Origin of the sequence: Polyangium jinanense, from assembly GCF_028435265.1 — a bacterium.
Classification (GTDB): Bacteria; Myxococcota_A; Polyangia; order Polyangiales; family Polyangiaceae; genus Polyangium; species Polyangium jinanense.
Genome location: NZ_JAGTJK010000050.1, coordinates 45,644 through 64,824 on the forward strand (window position 1 = coordinate 45,644; position 19,181 = coordinate 64,824).

At 69.4% G+C, this 19,181-nt stretch carries 16 protein-coding genes; 6 read left to right on the forward strand and 10 right to left on the reverse strand.

The window, feature by feature from the left end; genetic code table 11:
• Positions 1–104: 104 nt before the first annotated feature.
• The gene (locus tag KEG38_RS44585; protein WP_272426854.1) at positions 105–1,379 is read right to left on the reverse strand and encodes a response regulator; all 1,275 of its coding nucleotides are present in this window, start codon (positions 1,377–1,379) and stop codon (positions 105–107) included.
• A 283-nt stretch (positions 1,380–1,662) separates the two neighbouring features.
• On the opposite strand from KEG38_RS44585, the gene KEG38_RS44590 reads away from it, so the two are divergent.
• Both KEG38_RS44590 and KEG38_RS44595 read left to right on the forward strand, forming a co-directional pair.
• Positions 1,663–4,323 (forward strand): hypothetical protein, encoded by a 2,661-nt coding sequence (locus tag KEG38_RS44590; RefSeq protein ID WP_272426855.1) that lies wholly within the window; start codon positions 1,663–1,665, stop codon positions 4,321–4,323.
• Positions 4,320–4,973, forward strand: coding sequence for a DUF4132 domain-containing protein (locus KEG38_RS44595; RefSeq protein ID WP_272426856.1), 654 nt, complete (start codon positions 4,320–4,322; stop codon positions 4,971–4,973). The genes KEG38_RS44590 and KEG38_RS44595 overlap by 4 nt, the downstream gene beginning before the upstream one ends.
• 64 nt (positions 4,974–5,037) lie before the next feature.
• On the opposite strand, the gene KEG38_RS44600 is transcribed toward KEG38_RS44595, so the two are convergent.
• The 7 genes from KEG38_RS44600 to KEG38_RS44630 form a co-directional block, all read right to left on the reverse strand.
• Positions 5,038–5,811: a LamG domain-containing protein gene (locus tag KEG38_RS44600; RefSeq protein WP_272426857.1), complete on the reverse strand. Its 774-nt coding sequence runs from the start codon at positions 5,809–5,811 to the stop codon at positions 5,038–5,040.
• Positions 5,812–6,186: 375 nt separating this feature from the next.
• Positions 6,187–6,612, reverse strand: coding sequence for a hypothetical protein (locus tag KEG38_RS44605; protein ID WP_272426858.1), 426 nt, complete (start codon positions 6,610–6,612; stop codon positions 6,187–6,189).
• Positions 6,613–6,687: 75 nt separating this feature from the next.
• On the reverse strand, positions 6,688–7,104 hold the full coding sequence (locus KEG38_RS44610) for a hypothetical protein (RefSeq protein WP_272426859.1): 417 nt from the start codon (positions 7,102–7,104) through the stop codon (positions 6,688–6,690).
• A gap of 79 nt (positions 7,105–7,183) precedes the next feature.
• The gene (locus KEG38_RS44615) at positions 7,184–9,973 is read right to left on the reverse strand and encodes a CHAT domain-containing protein (protein WP_272426860.1); all 2,790 of its coding nucleotides are present in this window, start codon (positions 9,971–9,973) and stop codon (positions 7,184–7,186) included.
• Complete coding sequence (locus KEG38_RS44620) at positions 9,970–10,794, reverse strand: hypothetical protein (protein ID WP_272426861.1); 825 nt, start codon at positions 10,792–10,794, stop codon at positions 9,970–9,972. Before KEG38_RS44620 ends, KEG38_RS44615 begins: the two co-directional genes overlap by 4 nt.
• Complete coding sequence (locus KEG38_RS44625) at positions 10,794–11,453, reverse strand: RNA polymerase sigma factor (RefSeq protein ID WP_272426862.1); 660 nt, start codon at positions 11,451–11,453, stop codon at positions 10,794–10,796. The genes KEG38_RS44620 and KEG38_RS44625 overlap by 1 nt, the downstream gene beginning before the upstream one ends.
• A gap of 93 nt (positions 11,454–11,546) precedes the next feature.
• Complete coding sequence (locus KEG38_RS44630; RefSeq protein WP_272426863.1) at positions 11,547–12,089, reverse strand: dihydrofolate reductase family protein; 543 nt, start codon at positions 12,087–12,089, stop codon at positions 11,547–11,549.
• A gap of 64 nt (positions 12,090–12,153) precedes the next feature.
• On the opposite strand from KEG38_RS44630, the gene KEG38_RS44635 reads away from it, so the two are divergent.
• The 3 genes from KEG38_RS44635 to KEG38_RS44645 all read left to right on the forward strand — a co-directional run bounded on the left by KEG38_RS44635 (position 12,154) and on the right by KEG38_RS44645 (position 15,030).
• Complete coding sequence (locus KEG38_RS44635; protein ID WP_272426864.1) at positions 12,154–13,149, forward strand: helix-turn-helix transcriptional regulator; 996 nt, start codon at positions 12,154–12,156, stop codon at positions 13,147–13,149.
• A 42-nt stretch (positions 13,150–13,191) separates the two neighbouring features.
• Entirely contained in the window at positions 13,192–13,806 is a 615-nt protein-coding gene (locus KEG38_RS44640) for an FMN-binding negative transcriptional regulator (RefSeq protein ID WP_272426865.1), read from the forward strand.
• Between the two features lie 357 nt (positions 13,807–14,163).
• On the forward strand, positions 14,164–15,030 hold the full coding sequence (locus KEG38_RS44645) for a hypothetical protein (protein WP_272426866.1): 867 nt from the start codon (positions 14,164–14,166) through the stop codon (positions 15,028–15,030).
• On the opposite strand, the gene KEG38_RS44650 is transcribed toward KEG38_RS44645, so the two are convergent.
• The gene (locus tag KEG38_RS44650; RefSeq protein WP_272426867.1) at positions 14,922–16,229 is read right to left on the reverse strand and encodes an SMP-30/gluconolactonase/LRE family protein; all 1,308 of its coding nucleotides are present in this window, start codon (positions 16,227–16,229) and stop codon (positions 14,922–14,924) included. The two genes, KEG38_RS44645 and KEG38_RS44650, sit on opposite strands and share 109 nt — an antisense overlap.
• Before the next feature lie 77 nt (positions 16,230–16,306).
• Positions 16,307–17,113: an arylamine N-acetyltransferase family protein gene (locus KEG38_RS44655; protein ID WP_272426868.1), complete on the reverse strand. Its 807-nt coding sequence runs from the start codon at positions 17,111–17,113 to the stop codon at positions 16,307–16,309.
• A gap of 128 nt (positions 17,114–17,241) precedes the next feature.
• Between KEG38_RS44655 and KEG38_RS44660 the strand changes: the two genes are divergently transcribed.
• Entirely contained in the window at positions 17,242–19,179 is a 1,938-nt protein-coding gene (locus tag KEG38_RS44660; RefSeq protein ID WP_272426869.1) for a NusA N-terminal domain-containing protein, read from the forward strand.
• Positions 19,180–19,181 lie beyond the last annotated feature (2 nt).

Below are 19,181 nucleotides of genomic sequence, written 5' to 3' on the forward strand. Positions count from 1 at the left end.
AACGACGGAGAGCGTCGTGGCCGGGACGATGCCTCCCAAAAAGCTCCACATTCCCAGTGATTTCAGCCACCCACGCATACGACGTCCCCCCCGCTGACAGCCTGCTAACGGCGCCCCATCGCGAATGCGATGCCGCTCTGCAGCGTTCGCTGCGTCGATAGCCCGGAAAAACTCTCACCCAGGGCCACCAAGGTCTGCGCCACTTCGGGCCGGATCCCCGTGAGCATGACCTCCGCGCCGAGCAGGCGCGCGCTCTGCGCGATACGCACGATCTCGTCGGCGGTCACGGGCGTGACGCGCGGCACACCGGTCACGTCGAGAATGGCCGTGCGCGCCCTGCGCGCCATGATGCCCTGCAGGAGCGTCTCCTGCGCGTGCCGCATCCGCAAGGGCTCGAGCTCGCCCACGAGGGGCATCACCACGATATCGTCGGTGATGGGAATGAGCGGCGTGGAGATCGAAAGCAGCGTCTCGGCCTGCGCGCGCAAGGCGTCCTCCCGCGCCCGCTGCTGCTTGATCGCCTCGTCGCGTTGCCGCTCCTCGGTGACGTCGCGCAGGAGCACGAGCGCGTCCTCGGCGTCGAGGCCCGCGACGCGCGCCTCGAAATGGCGTGCGCCGCCCTCCTGTTCGCGCCGGAGCTCGAAGATCTGCGCGCTGCCTGTGTCGATGGCGAGCCCCACGTGGTCGGCCATCTGCGCGCCGAGCTCCTCCCCGAGCACCGCGGAAATGGGCTCATCCGTACGAAACACGAGCGTGGACGCGACGGCTCCGCGCGCGGGCTTGAAATCGCGACACGTTCCGTCCCGCGTGACGACGAGCAACGCATCGGGCAGTGCTGTGAGGATCCCTCGGTTTTTCGCCTCGCTCCGCCGGAGATCGGCCTCGGCGTGGGCAGAACGATCGGCCTGGTTCCATTTCTCGGTGAGCGCGCAGGCGATCTGGCGAACCTCCACTGGATCGAAGGGCTTTTTCAAGATCAAGAAGCGATCGGTCACCCCGAGCTTCGCGGTGATGTCGGCCCAGGAATGGTCCGAATAAGCCGAGCAAATGACGGCTTGCAGGGTCGGATCCTCGGCCCAGAGGTGCGTCAGCGTCTCCAGCCCGTCCCATCCCGGGGGCATACGCATATCGACGAACGCGAGCGCATAGGGGGCGGCGACGTCGCGGGCTTTCCGGACCTTCTCCAGCGCCTCGGCGCCTTGCGACGCGAAGCTGAGCTCGAACCCCAGCACGGGCGACGCGGCCGTGTGCCCCCCGAAGATCGACGCCTCCATGGCATCGAGATCGTATGTGTACATACGATGTTTGAGTATCTCCTGAAAGTCGCGGTGAATGGAGTCGCTGTCGTCCACGACCAGGATGCGTCGGTTCTTTGACAAGGTCGCGTCCATACTTGTTTTCCCAACGTCACACGGAAACGAGCGCGCGTCCATCGGGACGAATGCTGGAAACTTGCGCAAAGAGGGCGCTTCCACCCGCTGCGCTTGATTCAACGGGGACGTTTCGGCGCTCCACCGGAGCACATTCTCGCCGATGTCTGCAATTGCATAACGGTATTCGATCTGTCGCGACTGCCGTCAGTGGCCTCCATGTCTTCGGCCCGTCGCACCACCCGTGACGTCCGTGATGGAGGTTGAGGCGCGCGCGCGTATCGTAACGCCCGTGGTCCCGACATCCTACGAGCCGATCGTCCTCGCGCCCGAGCAAGAGGAGACCCACACGCTCCACACGTCCTTTCACGACGCGGCCGAGACCCAGCGCAAATGCCAGTGGGTCACGCGCAAGAGCGACGGGACAAACGACGGACCGGTGCGCTGGTACCACCCGAACGGCGCGCTCTGGCAGGCCGGCGTCTCAATCGGCGAGCCGATCGGGACGTGGCACACGTTCCGGGAAGACGGCTCGTTGATGCTCGAGGAGGTCGCACAAGGTGACGGCGTCTGGCTCGTGACGGTCTTCGAGCACGGCAAACCCGTTCGGAAAGGCAAACGCTCGCGGAACGCCAAGGGCGAGCAGGTGTTCGAGGGCTACTGGACGATCTTCACGAACGGCGTGCTGACGCACGAGGAGCGCTGTCCACGCGGCGACGCTTGGGGCAGCTCTCTGAACACAACGCGGCCGATGCCCGATGCCATGCGCGCGGCGCTCCTCGCGACCGACGTGCCCGCCGCGCTCGCCGCGCTCCGTCGCACGCTCCCGTCGCCGAACGCGCGCGACGTGCTGTGGAACGGCGCCGACGGCCTGCTCGACGAGGGTTTTACGATGAGCCCCGAGGCCGCCATCGCGCTCGCGTTCGATCCGCAGGCCTGGGGCCACGACCCGGAGCCGAAGCGCGCGCTCCGCTACGTGCGGTCGATCGCGAAGGAGGCGCTCCCGCTGGTGATTATGCGCGCGGAGGAGAGCCCGCCGCACCAGCCCGACGTGACGCTCGCGTGCGCGTTCCTCCTGCCGCGCCTCCTCGAGGCCACAGGTGCTCCACTCGATGCGCGCTGGGACGCGCTTCTGACCCAGGCGATGACGATCGCATCCAGCCAACCGATCGTCACGATCCTCGGCGAGACGCTGCTCACGCTGACGCCCGAGCGGCGCGAGGCGCTCCTCCTCGCGATGCCCACGATCAACTGGACGTTCGCGCGTTTCGTGCCCACGTCCAAGATCCTCGGGCTCGCGCTCGACGATCTTGCAAAGCGTTTTCCCGACGATCGCGGCCGCGATCACTGGAACGAACGCGTGATGCAGGAGGCGCTGATCGCCTCGGGCCCCGCCGCGGTCGCGCCGCTCGTCGCGTGGCTCGAAGGACCGGGCAAACAGGCGGCGTGGCGCGGCGTGGCGCTACGCGCGCTTGGCGCGCTGGGCGATCCGAGCGTGGCCAAGGTGCTCCTCGCGCATGCCGACGACCGCCACGAGATCACGCGCGACGCCGCGCGGGATGCGCTCCGAATGCTCGGGGAGGGCACGCGGCCGGCGCTGATCGAGGCGTCGAAGGGCGAGGGGACGCTTGCGCGCTGGGCGAGGGACGAGCTGCGCGCGGTCACGGGGCAGCCGACTCCGGCCGATGTCGCGCTGCGCGAGCTCCAGGTGTCGCTCACGCGCGAGGAGCGCGCGCGGTACGCGGAGATGGTGGCCCACGGCCGAAGCTATGCCGGGTTCTGGCCGGAGCACGCGCTCGTTCAGGTGCGCGCGGCGATCCAGGCCGATCCGGCGCGCGCGCTTGCGGCGTTCGCCGAGCTCGACGTGGTGCACAGCTTCTTCGGGTTCGCCGTGGCCGAGGCCGGCAAGCACCTTGGCATCGCTGCGATCGTCGCGGACCTCCTGGTCGCGGACCGCGGCATCCACGGGCTCGACGAGACGCTTCTCGACCGCGTGCCGTCCGCGCTCGAGCCGCTCGGCTTTCGGCTGGAGCGGCGCCTTCCGGGAAACACCGCGAAGATCGCGGCACACGTCGCCGAGCGTTCTCCGTGGGAGGGACGACGCGTGCTGCTCGCGTGCGCGCGCAGCGAGGATGCGCCGGTGCGCGAGAGCGCGGTGCGCGGCCTCGTGCGTGCAGGCAAACGCGTGGTGCCCGAGGTGCTTCCCTTGCTCGCGCGGGACGACGACGAGAGCGTCGTTTCGGCGGCGCGCGTGCTCTGCGCGCTGCTTGCTCCGGAGGCGGCTGCCGCGCTCGAAAAAGCGCTCGCGGGTGCGACCGGCGAGCGGCTCGCGGCGCTGACGCTCGCGCTCGAGTCATGCCGCACGAGCGTGCTCGCGTCCGATCACGCGGCGCTCGACGTGTACCTCGCCGAACGTGCGAGAGCGCGGGGCGCAAACGTCCCGCGGCTCCCCGGGATGCCGGCGATTCGCTTCCGCGACGGCGTGGAGCTCTCTGAAGACGCGCGCCGTGGGCTCCTCGCCGCGCTCACCGCAGACGACGCGAGCGTGCCCTATGGTGGCCTCGCCGCGATTCGCCGCGAAATCGACGACGGCGATGCGGCCGAGCTCCTCGCGGCGATGGAGCGCGAGATGCTCGGGCACAAGCCGTGGCGCGTGCTCGCGATCGGCACGCTCGGCAGCGACGCGCAGCTCGACGCGCTCGGCGCCGCGGCCCGGACGCCGCTCGAGATCGAGGCGCTCTGCCGGAGTGGCCGCGGCGTCGCCTTCGAATGGCTCGATCACCTCGCGGAGCACGGCGAGCCAGCGCTCGCGCGGGTCGCGGAGGAAGCGCTCCGCCGCGCGTGCGAGGAGCGGGGTACAGGCCGCGATCGACTTCTCGACCACACGACCCCGCGCGCCCCGCACGATCTCGAGAAGACACGCGCGACCGCCGAAGGCTCGAAGCGGCGATGATCGTGGCCCGACGCTTCGACGCCGATCACTTCCGCGCGTTCGTGCTCGAACACCCGGTGGTGCGCGCGTTCGCGGCCGGGCTCGTGTGGAAGGACGTGAACGGTCGCCTCGCGATCCTCACGGCCGAGGATGTGGTCGACGCCGCGGGCGCGGCCGTGGAGCTCGAGGCGCCCGTGACGATCCCGCACCCGATCGAGATCGACGAGGCGGCGCTCGTGGCCCTGCGCAGGCAGCTTTCGGCGCTCGCGCTCGTGCAGCCCTTCGCGCAGCTCGAACGCCCCTTCACCCGCGACGCAGCGGCCGAGCTCTCCGCGCTGATCGTCGCGACCGAGCCGCGGCCGCTCGTGGCCTTCGAGGGCCTCTTGCGGCAGCGCGGCTACCATCGAGGGAAGGTCGAGCAGGGCGTCGTGACCGATTCGAGGCGTCCGCTTGCGGACGGCTGGTTCATGATGGCGCGGCACGACGCGATCTGGGTCCGGGAGCGTGGCCAGAAGAAGTGCGGCCTCCAGGACATCGAGCCGATCCGGCTGCCGATCTGGGCGCCGCCGACGCCGGCGCTCTTCAGCGAGGCCTTCGAGGACGCGCGCGCCGTGCTCGGCGCGCCCAAGGAGCGCAAGCCGCGCAAGCCGCGGACCCCTCCGGCGACGTGATCGGCGGACGATGAACCGACGGGCCGCGCCCCGTCACCGAGGCGCCTGCCACGTCCCCGCCATTTCAGTTCAGGCACTCGGCCTTCAACGTGCCGATCTCCGCGGCCGTGAGCGCGCGATTGTACAGGTAGACGTGGTCTATGTTGCCGTTGAACGCGCTCCACGACGGGTGATTGCCGATCACCACGGGGCGACTCGATTGCTGTAGCGTTCCGCTCGCCGGCGTCGACGCCACGAGGGCGCCATTCCGGTAAAGGAGCAGGTTCGCCCCGTCGTACACGCCGGCCACGTGTTGCCACACGCCCGTCGCCGCCGGCGCCGTCACGTCTTTCGTGACGCCCCACTGGCCGCCCGGGAATGCCACCGAGAAAAGGACGTTCCCCGAGGACACACCGAGCTGGTAGGAATCGAGGGCGTACCACTTGCTCAGGATGGTGCCTGACGCGAGGGACTGGGGCTTCACGCAAGCCGAAACGGTCATGGCGGTCGTGAAATCGAGCGCCGCCTGGTCCGGGATCTCGACCTTGCCGTTCGTCCCGTTGAATTCGAGGCTCTTGCCGCCCTTCGCGCCCGCCGCGCAATTCACGCCGCCCGACCGGACGCCGTGCAGATCGTTGCCCGACGAATCGAACGCGGTGGCGCCGCTGCAATTGACGTCGAAATGCCACGCCGCGACGGGCCATGCGATCTGCAGCGCCTCCTCGGCCTCGCCGACGCGCCCCTCCTCGATGCCGTATTCCTCGCCGACATCGTCCGCGACGCCGGGATCCGCAATACAAGCCGTCGCGACGAGGCCGGTGCCGATGAGCAATGCCGTGAAAATCGAGTTCGTCTTCATGTGGGTCTCTCTTTCTCTGGTTTCGAACGGTCTTCGTCTGATGCCCCCAGGGGCGATGGCTTTCGGGGCAGACGAGGGCAGGGGGGCCTTCGCGGCGCCCGTGCTTCGCCTCCCCGCGTGAATTTTCTCGGGCAGCGCGCTCTTTCGTATCCTCGCGCTCGCCTCGATGGTTCTTACGACGAGGGTCTCCGTTTTCTGACGACCCTCGCCGGGTTTTTTCGGCGGCCGGCTACCGCTTCGGACCGTGCTCATTCTCGCCGCGGACGCGTGGGTGCATCACGCGGGGTGATGCGTGGTGCGGCGGCAGAGGTGATACGGGCGAGCAGGGGGCCGGGAGGAGGGGAGGCGGGGCGGCGCGCAGGGGAAGCGCGCGGGTCATTCCACGGGGAGGAGTATCTCCGAGGAAACCGCCTTGATCTTTTGCGTGTGGTAGCCCGTCAGGCCCTGCCAACCGAGCACGCCATACTCGACGCTCCTCGTCGGACCGTCCGAGACCCAATACGTCGCCTTGCCAGGCGCGTACGTCCGGGGCGCGAGCCCATCATATTTGCCGAGGACCTCCCCCGTGGACGTGTAGAGGATGAGATCCATCGAGGGCATCTGGTCCATGCCGTCCAGCGACGCATACACCAGCGTTTCGTTGATCACGTACGTGCACGCGCCACACTGCGGATCGGTAGGGCGCGGCAGCGGAGCTCGAAGCGCCATGACGGCCGCTTTGCTCTCCGCTACCTCGGGCGCGCTGCTCGAGGCGCAGCCCATGACCAGAATGCACAATCCGAACACAATTTGATTTCGCATCGTATCCCTCCGCGCCTGTCCTTACGACGACGCCCCGCCCGGTCTGACAACCCCATCGCAGCAGGAGCGCGCGGCTCATTGCGTGGGCAATGGGGACCTGTACGCGACCGGGATCGTTTTGGTCTGGTAACCCGACCGGCCCTGCCAACCGAGCACGCCATAACCGACGTCCTGCGTCGCGCCGTCCGGGACCGGATATGTTGCCTTGCCCGGAGCGTACGTCCGGGGTGCCAGGCCGACGTGTCTCTGGAGGACCTGCTTCGACGACGAGTAAAGGACGAGATCCATCGGAGGCATCTCGTCCATGCTGTCCAGCGAAGCGTACACCGTACGCTCCGCCAGCACATACGAGCACGCGCCGCATTGCGGATCGGTAGGCTGCGGCCACGTGCGGGCCATGACGACCGGCACGCTCTCCTTGGTGTCGGGCGCGCTGCCCGAGGCACAACCCATGACCAAAAGGCACAAACCAAGCGCGATTCGATAATGCATGACGTCCTCCACGCCTGTCCTTTACGACGCCGCGTTTCGGAGTCTGACAACCCCACCACTTTTTTCTGGCAGCACGCGATCAGGGCACGAGCACACGCAGGCTCGCCCAGTCGGACGCGGCGTCCTCGCCCCGGACCGAGAGCGCCGCGTCGCGCAGGGCGGCGGCCGCGTCGATCGGGCCACGCGCGGAGGGCGAACCATACAGCGCCGCCATCATCCGCTGGGCCATGTGGTCGTCGATTGGGCGCGTCGCCGCGATCACGGACCGAGCTCCGGCCACGACGAACGCCTGGGCGAGCCCGAGCCCCTCGGCGCGCGCCTCGGCCGCCGTCCGCGCCGTGTCGCACCCGGAGAGCACGACGTGCGCCGGCACCCGCGGCAAAGAAAGGACGTCCCGCACGCTCAGAAAGCCGCCCTCCGCGAGCGGCAGGCCGCTCTCCCAGCCGTCGCGCCCGCCGAAGAAGCCGTGCCCCGCATAATGGAAGAGCATGGCCCCGGGCATTTCGAGCCCCTCGCGCACCGCGCCGAGCGTGGCCTCGCGGGTCCACAATCGCCGCACCCGGAAGCCCCCTCGTTCTTCGAGCGCCCCCGCGACGATCTCAGCCTCGCGCCGCGCCGCTGGCAAGTCGCGACGCGGATCGGCCACCACCACGGCCGATGCCGCGCCTTCCGCGGCCGGCGTCTCGACGCTCTCGCCGCGCGCGGGGAGGTCGACGACATAAGCCACCGGCGCTCGCGCGAGCAGCGGCGCGCCCTTCCAGGGCAGCGCGTGGAAATCGATGCGATCGAGCTCGCCATAAGGCGCGAGTCGGATCCGCTTTGCCGTGGCGAGCACGTCCCCGAAAGGCTCGAGCAGCAATCGGGAAAGCTCCTCCGGCGTCGGCGTCGCGCTCGGCGCGGGCAGTCTGCGCGCCGTGACGCCCTCGCGACTGAGGGCAAACCCCGCCCAGCCGTCGCGAATCGGGTGGTATACGAGGAGCAGCTCGCCCGGCTGCACAGGAGGCAACGCCGCGCCACCATCGACCTCGGCGCGCCCGAGCACCGCGAGCGCTTGATCGAGCGCGGCCACGAGCTTCGCCTCGCGCGCGCTCCTCGCCGCGCGGGCGCGCGCGAGCGCATCGGCCGCGAGCTTCCAGTCGCCGCGAGCCTCGTGATCGAGCGCATCCCGCTCGCGTCGATAATCCAGAATGGCGCCCTCCCAGCGAGCCCGCTCCTCGGGGCCGAGCGCCGCGATGCGGCCCTGCCATCGAAGCGCCGCGAGCGACCGCGCGCGCGAACGACGCGCGGCCCTGGCGGCCTCGGCCGGATCGTGGCGCAGGAGGAAATCGACCCGCCGACGCGCGCCCTCGTCGAACCGGCCGAGGAAGGTCTCGCGCCCTTGTCCGAGCGGAACGAGCAAGCTGTGGTCGTCGAGGAGCGCCTCCGCCTCGGCATACGCCTCCTTCGCGGCCGCCACGCGCTCGAGCGCCTCGAGCGCCTCCGCTCGCCCGAGCGCCGCGCGAAAGCGGCTCGCCGGGAGCACGCCCGCCGCCGCGATTTCCGCCATTCGCTCGTAGATTTGAAGCGCGCGCGCCGGCTCGCCGCGCCCGAAGGTGATGCGACCTTCGATATCGAGCAGCCAGACGGCGAGGCGCGCGTCCGGATCGGGGCGCTCGCGGCGCGCGAGGGCGAGGTATTCCGCGGCCCGCGTGGCATTTCCGCCGAACAGCTCGGCCAGCGCCAGGTTCGTGAGCGCATTGGCGAGTTTTTCGCCGTCCGGACACGCGCCCCGGTGAAGGGAGAGCGCTCGCGAGAATGCGGCGATCGCGTCCTCGATGCGTAGCTCCGATCGATCTCCCCTCGCGATGGCTTGCAAGGCGAACCAGCCGACGCTCGTGTGCATCGAGGCCTTTCGGCACGGGCTCGCGTCTTCGGGGAACGATGCGCGCACCTCGGCGAGCAGCGCCTCGCCCTCCGCGCCTCGCCCGAGGATTTGCAGCATGTCGGCCTCGAGCTGCAGCACGTCGAGGCGATGCAAGGCGAGCCCGAGCCGCTCGGCGCCCTCCGCCGAGGCGCGCAAAAGCCCCAGCGTGGTGCGCAGATCGCCGGTCTCCGAGGAGAGCAGCCCTGCGTAATAGGACAGGAGCACGCGCCCCTCCGGATTCCGATCCGCGAGTGGTTCGAGGCGTTCGAGCACGCGCCGCGCCTCCGCGAGCCTCCGCCCGTGGTACGTCAACGTGTAATAGAGCGCGAACCCATCGAGGAACTCGTCGGAGATCCGGCCGAGCGCGCGGTGGGCCCGCATGCTCTCCTCGAAGCGACTGATCGCCTCCTCGATCCGGCCCTGGGCCCTGTCGATCCGGGCGAGCTTGCCGAGCGCCCGCGCCCTGCGCACAGGATCGGGGTCGGCGCTCATCGCCGCGAGCAGCTTTCTGGCCTCGTCGAGTTTGCCCGTTTGCCGCAGGGTTTCGGCCTCCTTCAAGGCGGGATCGGGGCTCGGCGGGCGGAGCGGCAGCCGGAAGGCCGCGCGCCGATCGCCGAGCGTGGCCGTGACGGAGAGCTCGCGCGTGGGGGCGGGGACCTCGATCCGGCCGAGCGTGCCGCCCTGGATTGCGGCACCTTCGAGCGGGACGGCGGAGGCATCGAGGGCCGCTTCGATCCGGGCTCCCGGCGGCGCCTTCACCCAGACCCGCAGGGTTCGATCTTCGGGCAACTCACAGGCGGGGTCGGCGAGCACGGCGCCGCAGCCTGCGACCTCGACTTCGAGCGGCAGGAGCGGCGAGGGCGGAGTGGGAAGTGCTTCGAGGCGTGAATCGCCGCGCGTGCCGAGCGCGAGCGCGAAGAACAGGGCGGGAACGAGCGAGGACGCTCGCGCTGGCGCCGGTGTCATGGGTCCACGAGCATGATCGACTGGCGAAACAGCCGCACGCGCGCATCCGGCTCCGCAGCGGCGCTGCGGACCACCGCGTCGGCCTCGGGCAGCGCTCCGACGCGGCCGACGGCGATCACGATCTCGTACGAACCCGCGGGCAAGTTGGGGAACAAGGTTTCCCGCTCCCCTGCGACGCGGATGGCTCCATCGGGAGAAATGTCAGGTTGGATCGGCCACACGCGCGCGCGGCCATCCTGGATCAAGAAGCCGCCCGCAGCGATCGGCTTCCGGTCTGGCGTGGCCGGGCGGAGCACGATCTCCAGGGACGAACCCGGGCCGAGGCGGAGCGGCGGGCGCGGCTCGCCCGGCGCGGGCTCCGCGCGGGTGCTGCGCTCGCCGCCGAGGAGGCTGACCTCGTAGGCAGGGAGCGGGTCCCCGTTCGAGGGCCCGCGACCGGGCAGCCCGACGAGCAGGGCGACGGCCGCGGCGGCGGCCAGCGCGACGAGCGCAGGCACCCAGGTGCGTTTCTTCGGGAGCGGGATCACCTGGGCGCCTTCGCGCGGCGGCGCAGCCGGGGAAGGGCTCTCCTCGGCGGCCTTTTCCCTGTCCATCTGCGCGAGGATCCTGTCCGTGAACCGCGCGCGGGCCTCCTCGTCGAGCGGCCTCAGCATGTGCCAGGCCTCCTCGTGCCGCGGCGACTTCCGCGTGAGCTCTTCGAGCGCCGCGCGATCAGGCTCAGACAGCTTCCCCTCGGCCAGGGCGGACCAGCGCGGATCGTCCTCGATCTCGTCTTCGCGGGCAGCCTGCGCCACGGCTTTCAGCAGATCATCCGTGGTCATCAGGGGGGCCTCCGGAGAGATCTACGATCCGAATCCTCGTTTTCTGACACGAGCTCGGCGGCGATCTGCCGGACGAGCTTGCCGATCCGGCTGCGCCACGCGTAGACCGCGTCCGGCGTGAGGCCCGTGTCCGCGCAGACTTCCTCGGTGGATCGCTCCTCGACGAAGAGCAGAAAGAAGAGCTCGAGGCCCCGGTCGCTCAGCCGCTCGCGCAGCCGGTCGACGATCGTCCGCAAGGCCTCGCGCGTGAGGGTCTCGAGCTCGGGCCCGACGTCGCCCGGGGGCGCGTCTTCGGCGAGATCCTCGTCCGCGGTTGGATCCTCGGTCCAGGGGCTGCGCCGGCGGCTGCGCAGGATGGAGGCGATCTCGTGGTCGGCGAGCAGCCCGACGAAGCCTTCGAGCGAGGAGCCGCGGGCGGGGTCCCACTTGCGCAGGGCCTGCCCGCCGTTCGCGAAAATTGCCAGGAACACCGACTGCGTGAGGTCCTCGACCTCCTGCCGGACATCCCGCCCGAGCGCCGCCCCTCGGCGCCGCCGCAGCGCCCGGGCGACGCGCATCTGGACGACGGGCGTGAGCCTGTCCACGAGCGCGCGCACGGCCTGCCGCTCCCCCACGAGGGCTTTCGCTACCAGCGCGACGGTCAGCTCGGGGGCGAGCACGGCGAGAACCTAGCGTCCTGCCCGGGGAGGGGGCAAACAGACGGCGGAAGTGGAAACGCGCCGTACCACCCGCCCGAGGAGTGCCCTTCTGCCCTAGGTGCGCGGGATCTCGTATCGCAGCTCGACGAACCCGCGGCCGAATCGGGTGATGCCCTGGAGCTCGAGCGGGCCTGGAATCGAGGCCGGCAGGAGCGGCGCCCCGCTGCCGAGCACCACGGGCGCGACGCCGAGCAGAATCTCGTCGAGCAGCCCTCGCCGCGCGAACTGCGCGACGAGGTTGCCGCCGCCCATGAGCCAGATGTGTTTCCCCTCGGCCGCGCGCACCATCTGCTCGTGGACGACGCTCACGTCCTCGGAGGTGAACCGGATGTCCGCGCCCTCGAAGGCCGGCAGCGCGCGATGGGTGAACACCCAGGTCGGTAGCCCCGCGTACGGCCACGCTTTCAGGCCTTCTGCGAGGATGAACTCGTAGGTCGCGGAGCCCATGGCGAGCGCCCCGACCCCGGCGAGGAAGGCCTTGTAATGCGCGTCCACGCCTTCGACGTCGTTGAATTGAAACAGCCAGCCGAGACGCCCCTCGGCGTCGGCGATGTACCCGTCGATGCTGGCAGCCACGTAGTATTGGGTCCGAGTCATGGTTGAAAAGATACCCGGACATCCCTGACACCTTCTGTCAGTGTTTTTCTGGCATGATGCGGACGTGCGATCCAGCCGGCTTCTCGCGCTCCTCCTCATCCTCCAGCGACGCAAGCACGCCACGGCGACCGCGCTCGCCGACGAGCTCTCGGTCTCGGTCCGCACGCTTTACCGGGACATCGCGGCGCTCTTGGCCGCGGGGGTTCCGCTCTGGACCGAGTCGGGGCCGGGCGGCGGGATTCGCCTGGCCCCGGGCTGGCGCACGCACCTCGATGGCCTGACCGCCGAGGAGGCGAGCGCCTTGTTTTTGTCCGGCGCGCCGCAGGCGGTCGCCGACCTCGGGTTGGCCACGGTCGCCGCGACGGCGCGGGCCAAGGTCGACGCGACCCTGCCGGCGGAGCTGCGCGGCCGTGCCGGCCGGATCCGGGAGCGATTCCTGCTCGATGCGCCGGGGTGGTTTTCGCGCCGCGAAAAACTCGATGCGCTGCCGGCCGTCGCCGAGGCCGTCTGGGAAGGTCGTCGGCTCGACTTGCGGCACGGGGAAAGGTCGGCCCGCCGTCGCGTGGATCCGCTCGGGCTCGTGCTCAAGGCGGGCACGTGGTACCTGGTCGCGCGGCATCGGCGGGTGATCAAGACCTACCGGATCAGCCGGATTCACAAGGCCGAGGCGAAGGCGGAGACGTTTGTCCGGCCGGATGATTTCGACCTTGCCGCGTGGTGGGCCGAATCGTCGGCGACGTTCGACCGATCGCTCTTGACCTATCCGTGCCGTGTTCGCCTCTCGCCCGGCGCGCAGAAGGGCCTCCCGCACGTGGTCCCGCACGATGCCGTGCGCCGGATGCTGGAGGACGCGGGACCGCCGGACGCCGAGGGCTTTCGGACGGTGGATCTCCTGCTGGAGAGCGAGGACGTGGCCACGCACCAGCTCACGGGCCTGGGCGACGGCGTCGAGGTGCTGGCGCCGGCCGCATTGCGAGAACGTCTCTATCGCGTGGGCATGCGGATGGCGCTGCGCAATGGTCCGGATTCGTGTCGAGGGCTCGGCCCCGAACCCTCGTGACCCCTCGACCACGCGCCGCGCCGTCCGCTATCCTGCGTCCACGTGTACCTCCCCAAAACGTTTCAAGCGACCGATCCGGCAGAGATCCACGGCTTCATCGAGGCCCACTCGTTCGGCGCCCTCATCGTCCCGCAAGGCGATGGCTCCCTGGAGATCGCGCATCTGCCCTTCCTCCTCGATCGCAACGCGGGTCCACACGGCAGCCTGCGCGCTCATGTCGCCCGAGCGAACCCCATCTGGAAACTCGCGGGCCGCCCGGCGACCGTCGTTTTCTCCGGCCCCCACGGCTACGTCTCGGCTCGCTGGTACGAGCACCCGCGCGAGCAGGTCCCGACCTGGAACTACATGGTCGTGCACGCCCACGGCCGCCTCGAAGCCCCGATGGATCGCGCGAGCCTCGCGTCCTTGCTCGACGATCTCTCCGCCTTCCACGAGCGAGGTGCGAGCGAGCCCTGGCGCTTCGAACACCTCGAAAGCGACGTCCGCGAGGACCTGCTCGACGCGATCGTCGGCTTCACACTCCCCATCGAGCGCCTGGAGGCCAAGTTCAAATTGAGCCAGAATCGGTCTCCGGAAGACAGGGCGCGGGTGATTCAGGCGCTTCGGGAGCGCGGTGGGCCCGACGATCTGGCGATGCTCGAATGGATGGAACGATGACATCGTGGCACGACGAGCTCGCTCGACGGATGGCGGGGCCGCAGCGGCACCGGCTGCTGCAGGGGTATCCGATGCTGCCGCTCATGCGCCCTGCTGTGGAGTCGATCGTTACGACAAGGCCCTGCTACGCCAGACCGCAAAGGCAGTGGTCGACCGGAACGACTTGTTTTTCCTGAAACACGACGAGCTCGCGGACCGGCGCGTCGACGCCGTTTATTTCGGCGGCGCGACGGCGAACCTCACGCCGAAGACAGATCTCGCGAACATCGTCGAGGCGCTCGGGCGCAACCTCGATCTCCGCGGGGCCGAGGTGACCCTGGAGGGCGTCCCGAGCCTGTTTCGGAGCCCCGCGCGCAAATGCTGGCCGATGTGGACGAGGCCGCGGCGCTCGGATTCGATCAGATCTGCATTTATCATCTGGTGCTCGCCGAGGGCCAGGGCACCCCCTGGGCCGAGGACCCGGCCGTCCGCGCCGCGCTCCCTTCCCTCGAAGAGGCCTGCGACAACTGGCTCGCCGTGCGCGAGGCGCTGCGTGAGCGCGGGTACGTGCAGACGACGCTGACCAATTTCGAGCGGGCCGAGGTCCACGCGACCGATCGTCGTTTCGTCTACGAGGAGTATAGCTTCACCCCCGAACGGTACGACGCGATTGGTTTCGGGCCGCTGTCGAGCTCGACGTTCACGAATCTCGGGCAGCGGCGCGCCGTGAAGCTCGCTCGCGGCAAGTCCTTGGAGGGGGCCTTCTGGGGAGCACACGATCTGTACTTTCCGTACGGCGAGGAAGACCTCCGTCTGCTCTTCACGACACGCAGCCTCGCGCTGCTCCGCATTCCGCGCCCCACGTATCGCGACCTCTTCGGCGTGGACCTCGTCGAGCATTTCGGCGCGCAGATCGAGGCGATCGAGGCCGCCGGCCTCGCGAGGCTCGACGCGGACGCGGCACCTCACGCCGCGAGGGATGTTCTACGCGGACTCCGTTGCGGGGCTTTTCGCCTGGCCACGCGTCGAGGCGCTGCGTACGGGCGGCGCAGGCCGGCGGACGCGAGACGTCCTGCAGGACGAGATGCGGATACGATTCCTGGATCCCATGGGCTGAGCCGCCGTGAGGCCTTTGCTCACGGATCGCCGAGCGGGACGGCAAGCACCTGCGATGGGCGGGGGTTCTCGCCGGGCTTGGGGCGACCTTGCTCGTCGAAGCCGCGGAGGTTCGCGTTGGCCAGGTAATAAAAGCTGCCGCGGGCGATGACGCCCGTCGTTGGAATGCCGTCGAAGAGAGGATGACCCGATTCGAGGATCTCCTCGCGGACGACACGCGACAGGCCCTCGTCGAGGTGATAACGCGTGATTCGCGCGCGGCCGAGGCCATTCTGCACGGCGACGAGGCGCCGCCCGTCGAGCGCGAGCCCGTCGATGCCCGCGAGCACCACGCCTGCGGGGGCCTCGAGCGGCCGTACATCGCGGCTCTTCAAGTCGATCATCGCGACGCCACGCCAGTGCGCGACGAACAGGCGCGCACCTCCTTCGGCCAGGACGATGCCATTTGGATACACGAACGAACCCGCGGGCAAAACCTCCTCGAGCGTATCCGTGCCCGCGCGAAGGGCGAGCACCGAGCCGGCCTCGCTGTCGGTGACGAAGACGTCGCCCGCCGCTGTGAGAGCGATATCGTTGAAGAGGTGCGCTTCTCCCGGACGCTTCCAGACGATCTTGCGGAGGAGCGCGCCCTTGTCGAGATCGTATTGAAAGAGCGCGGCCATGCCCTTCATCTCCGTCGAAAAACCCTTCATGCCCTTGCTTGCGAAGGTCGCGACCCAGAGGTGGCGCCGCGCGGCGTCGACTTTCATGCCGAGCACGGAGAGCAGGTCGTCCTCTGCAGAACGCACGAAATCGCGCGCCTTGCCGTCCTTGCCGACGGCCACGATCTTCCGGTGGCGGATGCTACCGACGTAAAAGGTGTCGGTTGCGGGGTCGTGGGTGATGCCCTCGGGCACGAGATCGAGCTCGTCGAGGGTGAATGCGGGCGCGCTGCGGCGCACCACGGGCTCGTTCTTGCCGATGCGCGCGGCGACGTCGCGGAATGCGGGATCCCGCCGGAGCTCGCCGAACGAGCTCTCCAGCAGGGCAAACGGCCAGCGGAGGGCAGCGAGGCGTTCCAGGTAGCCGAGCGTCTCCGCGCGCTCACCGCGCTCGGCGCTGAGCTCGGCGAGCGTCGAGAGGAGCACGCCGTCGTTGGGGTTGTCGGCGAGCGCGCGCTTCAGGCCCTCGAGCATGGGATCGGGTGGCGGCGCGGCTTTGGCCGGCGCCTCCTTGGCCGTGGTGGTCGCCAGCGCGGGCGCTCCGCCGCACGCAGGCAAGAAGATCGCGACGAGCAGGGCGAGGGCCGTGGCCGGCAGAGGAAGGGCGTCGAGAAAGAGAGAGCGCACGGCGCGAGGATAGCTCGATGCGTCGCAGAGCGATGCGGTTTTTCAAGGGATCAGGGATGGAGAGCGCGCGACGCGCATTACGTCAGGCGCTCGAAGGCGGCTTCGAGCTCGGGCGTGTCGGGGACGGCGAGCAAAAAGTCGCGCTCCAGGGTCCGCCTCAGGTCCTTTGCGTGCTCCAGGGTATGGCGCTCGGTGGGGCCGCCGAGGTGGTGAACCGCCCATTGCCGGTTTCGAAGCGTGTAGCGGCGACCGGGGACGGACCGGGCCACCATCAGCCCGGTGCGGAAATGCGAGCGCGGATGGGTCGACAGGTAGTAGTTGTAGACCTCGAAGTCGACCGGGTATTGTGGTTTGAGGTCAAAGCGATAGGTCGTCTTCCAACCATCGCCGATCTTCGACTGCATCAAGAGGTCGTCCTCCCTCGGGAGCAGCCGGAAGGGCTCGTGGGGGGTCGGCTGTTCCGTGCCGAGCTCGAGACGTAGCGGTCCTGTGAGGACTTGTCCCCCGAAACCGACATCGACGATGTACGGCTCGTCGCTGAGGTCGACGCGCAGGAGCATGTGGCTGCGCGGCGTGATCGCGTCCTCGGTGGCATTCCAGAGCACGCGCGCGGCGAGGGCGGTGACACGAAAGCCGAGCGCCTCGAGGGCCGCCTGAAAGAGGCGGTTCTGCTCGAAGCAATAGCCGCCTCGTTGCCCCTCGACGAGCTTTTGCTCGAGCGCCGGAAGGTCGAGCGGCACTGGCCACCCCAAGAGCGGGTTCAGGTTCTCGAACGGGATGGCTTCGGTGTGGCGGAGGATGAGCTCGCGCAGAGCGTCGAGCGTCGCCGCCCGTGGCCCCATGTAGCCGATACGTCGAAGGTACGCGTCGAGGTTGATGGTCATCTCGTCTCCCGGGGGGAATGTGCATGTCCTCGAAACCTCCGGCCAGTCGGATCGACATGAGGACCGAGCCGGATCTTGCTGCGTCCCCACCTCGACCTCATCTGCCATCGGCGGTAGCATCGCCCTCGATGTTTCCTACATCCCATCAGGCATTCATCGACGAGCTCGGGCGCACCCGTGGGCTCACGCGCGAGGCGATCGTCGACGAGATCGTCGCCATTGCACACGACGCGGCGATCCGCGTCCTCGGAACGCGGACACCCCTCGCGGTCGAGCTCGCCGAACCGTCCGACCAGGTCCAGATATGGCAGGTGCTCACGGTCGTCGACGCCGTGAGCGACGCGGCTCGGGAGATCGCGCTGGCCGACGCGCGCCTGGTCGCGCCCGAGCTGGACGCTTCCGACGAGCTCAAGATCCTGATCGACTACACCCGAGACCCACGCGACGCCGAGCGCCGGGAGAAGCTCGGCGCGCTCGCGGACAAACTGCCGCTACCGCTGTGGGCCGAGGGCCTGTGGGATGCGCTCGGCGAGGCGCTCAATGGCTACTGGCTGCGCCACTTCCCGGCGCCCACGCTTCCGGACGGCACGCTGTGGACGCTGCTCTGCGAGGGCGGCGGCTGGCTCGTGGGACACGCGGCGCGTGAGGGCGGCACCACGCTCCGGTTCGAAGACGCGTGGCTCGAGTTCATTCGCTTGACCCCGCACAGCGGGTGGGTCGATGCCGGGCTCACCGTCGTGGTCGAGCGCGACGGTGGCACCCATCGCTGGCGCTTGCCATGCTCCGGCAACGATTCGCTCGCGCGGCGATATCTCGACGTGCCGACGGGACCGGATGCGAGAGACGGCTTCACCCGCGAATTGGCGACGCTTTGCGCCCAGGTCGACGCGGGAGGTATCGAAAGTTTGTCGGAATATACCGCCTGCGAGCGCCTCATCACCGCAGCGATCCTGCCGCCGCGGCCAGGCTCGCTCTGGGCGTGGTGCGAGGAGCACCTTCCCGGGCTGCTCGGCGAGCACCGCCACGCGTTCACGCTCGCGGGCCGCGACCTCGAGCTCGCGATCACCTCCGTCTTCGCGGCGGACCGCAGCCTGCGCGGCTTTGGCAGCAGCAGCGTCGGGCTCACGCTCACCGATCGCGGCACCGGCGAGACGGCGCACGCGGGCCTCCCGCTCGGCGGCCTCGAGTGCGCGGCGCTGACGCGACCGGGCCCTGATGCGACGACTGAGCGGGAGCTCGCGGCGATGGCGGCGACGTGGCGTGCTTGGCTCGACGTGCATGTTGTCGAGTACCTCGGGCGTGAGCCCTTCGAGCTCGTGGACGACTCTTTGTCTGCAATGCCGTGCTACTTCCCGCTGGTCGACCTGTTCGCCGCGCGCGTGGAGCACGGGGCGCCGCCGCCTTTGCCCGTGCCGCCTTTCGATTTCGATGCGCTCACGCGCGCCGCGGAGATCGTGCGCGCGCCTGCCCCTGCGACGCTCGCGCGCGTCCGCGAGGCGGTCGGCGCGGAGCGACTGCTCGGCGTGTTCGAGGCCGGCCCCTATGCAATCGTGCTGGCGGACGATCTCCGGCGCGCGTTCCCATTTGCCGGCGCGTTCGTCGGCCTGCTCGCGCCCGGGGTTGACGGGATCTGCCAGGTCCTGCGGGTCGATGCCTGGAACCCGTCGAGTCGGGCCATCGTCGACGGCGACGCATTCGCGTTCCGGCGGCTGTGTGAGTGGCTGCGCGAAGCGCTCGTCCGCGGCGGGCTCGATGCCCAGATCACGTATTTGGGCGAGGACGACGAGGATGAGGACGAGGATGCCGACGACGCGGCGGAGCCTGCGGAGCCTGCGAGCCTGATGCTTTCGGAATGGCTGCGCTTCGGCTTGCCCGACGTGGGTGATCGCTTTCTCGTCGATTGGCGATACCAGTGGCACATCGCGTTCGCGGGTCCCAGCATCGTCGAGTGCTTCGGCGGCATCTACGGCATGAACGGCGAAGAGCGCGCGCGGATTGGCGAGCGCGACCGCCGGGTATGGCGGGCCTTCCTGCACGACGTGATCGATCCGCGATTCGGCGCCTGATC

Bases quoted from the DNA above. Each gene is read 5' to 3' on its own strand.
- KEG38_RS44595 (WP_272426856.1), top strand. From the start codon at position 4,320: ATGATCGTGGCCCGACGCTTCGACGCCGATCACTTCCGCGCGTTCGTG.
- KEG38_RS44600 (WP_272426857.1), bottom strand. From the start codon at position 5,811: ATGAAGACGAACTCGATTTTCACGGCATTGCTCATCGGCACCGGCCTC.
- KEG38_RS44605 (WP_272426858.1), bottom strand. From the start codon at position 6,612: ATGCGAAATCAAATTGTGTTCGGATTGTGCATTCTGGTCATGGGCTGC.
- KEG38_RS44610 (WP_272426859.1), bottom strand. From the start codon at position 7,104: ATGCATTATCGAATCGCGCTTGGTTTGTGCCTTTTGGTCATGGGTTGT.
- KEG38_RS44615 (WP_272426860.1), bottom strand. From the start codon at position 9,973: ATGACACCGGCGCCAGCGCGAGCGTCCTCGCTCGTTCCCGCCCTGTTC.
- KEG38_RS44620 (WP_272426861.1), bottom strand. From the start codon at position 10,794: ATGACCACGGATGATCTGCTGAAAGCCGTGGCGCAGGCTGCCCGCGAA.
- KEG38_RS44630 (WP_272426863.1), bottom strand. From the start codon at position 12,089: ATGACTCGGACCCAATACTACGTGGCTGCCAGCATCGACGGGTACATC.
- KEG38_RS44645 (WP_272426866.1), top strand. From the start codon at position 14,164: ATGCTGGCCGATGTGGACGAGGCCGCGGCGCTCGGATTCGATCAGATC.
- KEG38_RS44655 (WP_272426868.1), bottom strand. From the start codon at position 17,113: ATGACCATCAACCTCGACGCGTACCTTCGACGTATCGGCTACATGGGG.
- KEG38_RS44660 (WP_272426869.1), top strand. From the start codon at position 17,242: ATGTTTCCTACATCCCATCAGGCATTCATCGACGAGCTCGGGCGCACC.